The sequence below is a fragment of the Methylobacterium crusticola genome (assembly GCF_003574465.1).
GTDB classification, from domain to species: Bacteria; Pseudomonadota; Alphaproteobacteria; order Rhizobiales; family Beijerinckiaceae; genus Methylobacterium; species Methylobacterium crusticola.
The window spans coordinates 1-1,863 of the sequence record NZ_QOWC01000445.1 but is presented as its reverse complement, the minus strand read 5'-3'; the positions used below and the strand labels follow the sequence as shown (position 1 = coordinate 1,863).

At 61.6% G+C, this 1,863-nt stretch carries 3 protein-coding genes and 1 pseudogene; 1 reads left to right on the top strand and 3 read right to left on the bottom strand.

Annotation, left to right across the window (positions count from 1 at the left end):
* Positions 1 to 215, top strand: a pseudogene (locus tag DT057_RS35850) (TfoX/Sxy family protein); the annotation flags it as partial.
* 77 nt (positions 216 to 292) lie between these two features.
* On the opposite strand, the gene DT057_RS34770 reads toward DT057_RS35850, so the two are convergent.
* The 3 genes from DT057_RS34770 to DT057_RS34760 all read right to left on the bottom strand — a co-directional run bounded on the left by DT057_RS34770 (position 293) and on the right by DT057_RS34760 (position 1,666).
* A complete protein-coding gene (locus DT057_RS34770) occupies positions 293 to 856 on the bottom strand; it encodes a DUF2059 domain-containing protein (protein ID WP_238314413.1) in 564 nt (187 codons plus the stop codon).
* Positions 857 to 989: 133 nt separating this feature from the next.
* Positions 990 to 1,250: a hypothetical protein gene (locus tag DT057_RS34765; protein WP_128566536.1), complete on the bottom strand. Its 261-nt coding sequence runs from the start codon at positions 1,248 to 1,250 to the stop codon at positions 990 to 992.
* A complete protein-coding gene (locus tag DT057_RS34760; RefSeq protein WP_128566535.1) occupies positions 1,247 to 1,666 on the bottom strand; it encodes a DUF5681 domain-containing protein in 420 nt (139 codons plus the stop codon). The genes DT057_RS34765 and DT057_RS34760 overlap by 4 nt, the downstream gene beginning before the upstream one ends.
* Positions 1,667 to 1,863 lie beyond the last annotated feature (197 nt).

Here is a 1,863-nt window from a genome sequence, read left to right as displayed (position 1 = left end):
ATCAGCTGTTTCTCAAGCCGACCGAGGCGGGGCGGCGCGAGCTCGGCACGGTGACGGAGGGTCGGCCTCATCCGGGCGCCAAGCTGTGGCTGCTGATCCCCGGCGAGTTGTGGGACGACGGTGATGCGCTGGCCGCGCTGTTCCGAGTTACCGCCGCTGCGCTTCCTGTGCCGCCGCCCAAGAAGCCACGCAGGAAGGCGGCGAGCAAGCGTTAGATGCCCACAGGCAACGCTGACACTCGTCAGCGTCAACCCGAGCTCATCTTACTATTGTTGATATTGCAGGCAAATAATTACCTGGTCTTGCTGCCTGGTGCCCACCCATGCGCCTTGACCGCCTGCATGACTTTTGTTTGTATCTCCGGCATCACTCCACTCATCCACTGAGTCATTCCTGACATCTGCACCTGAGCAAGCTGAGGCTGGGCCGCAGCAAATCGCTTTCCTGGAGGGGAGGCGTAAAACGTACCGATTGCCTTCAAATCTTCCTTGGCGAGAACGCTTGCCAAGCTGCGCGCCTGTACATCCAGCAGCTCGTCGTAATGCGCCGTCAACGTGGGCAAAACGACTTCTTGCACGATCACCTGTGCCCGATCGGGCTCCTTGATCCCTAATTGCTGCATCATACCGGCCATGGGTGCCGCCATTGAGTTTAACGTCGTAGCGCGATCGCCCTGCATCTGGACGATCACTTCGCGCGCAGCTTTCAAGGTTGCTGCATCCGGCGCAGAAATTGCCGGGCTATTCGACGGCGCTGCAGTCTGAGCCGCCGCGCCGCAGGTGAGCGACGCGCACAGATAGACACTGACAACGATCGTCGAAACGCCACCAAGGATGCGGCTGGATATGTTCTGCAACGACCTTCCTCCCTCATCAGAGCAAGAGAGGTAGGGCAACGAGCTATCTGCCGCCACGTACGAGTTTCAGGTGCCCAGATCCGACAGGATCGAGCGCATTCCCCACCCTTGGCACGACGGCAGGTTCAGGGTCTCAATCGCCAGTCGCTGGCGTGCTGGCCTGGTTTGCCCAATCCTGCCGGAGGTCGGCCGCAATGTGCTCGGAGAGTTGCTTGAACTCCGGCTCCTTCGCCAGTGCCGTCACAGCCGCGTCCAAGCTGCCGTACTCCTCGATCAGCATCCGGTAGCCGCCTTGGATCAATGCCTTCAGCTCCTCGTCGGACAGGCCGGATAGAGCGTTCATGTTCGTCACCAACTCCAGCTTACGGACGCGGCTCTCGATGTTCCGGTTCATCGCTTCACGGCCTCCAGAGCCTCCAGGCGGGATTGGATGTCGGTGACTTCAATCGCCTTGACGTGGGCGTCGACCAGCTTGCCAAGCTCGGCCGCCTCGCTCGGGGTGATTTCGCCGGCCGCGACTGCTGCCAAGAGCGCCGAGGTGGCGCGCGTCAGGTCGGCCGTGGTCTCGATCGGCGGCAAGGCGAAGCGGATCGGCCGATCCTTGCGAGGCGGAAGCAGGCGGTCCAGGCACAGACGAAGCGCGACCGTGTCGCCGTCGTTCGCCATCTCGATCGCCTTGCGGGTCAGCCCCTCCGCCTCGCCCGCCAGGAGAGCCTCCATGGCGAGCGTGGTCTTATGGCGAGCGCCTTTCGGCTTGCCCTTAGGGTTGCCGCTCTGCCCCTTCTGGAATGCTCTACCGCGCTCAGCCATGTCCGAACTCTACTCACCCATTAGATAGATCATTATCTGCTCGCCTGCGACCGTGTTGCTGCAAATTCACCGGGGATACAGCCGCGACATTAGCAACAACGCACGGGCATCGTCAGCGAGTCGCTGGAAGGCGGTGATGCGGCGCGAGGTGCGGGCGCTGATCCAGGAGTGTCGAGACACGTTGATAGGTTGATCAT

Bases quoted from the DNA above. Each gene is read 5' to 3' on its own strand.
- DT057_RS34760 (WP_128566535.1), bottom strand. From the start codon at position 1,666: ATGGCTGAGCGCGGTAGAGCATTCCAGAAGGGGCAGAGCGGCAACCCT.
- DT057_RS34765 (WP_128566536.1), bottom strand. From the start codon at position 1,250: ATGAACCGGAACATCGAGAGCCGCGTCCGTAAGCTGGAGTTGGTGACG.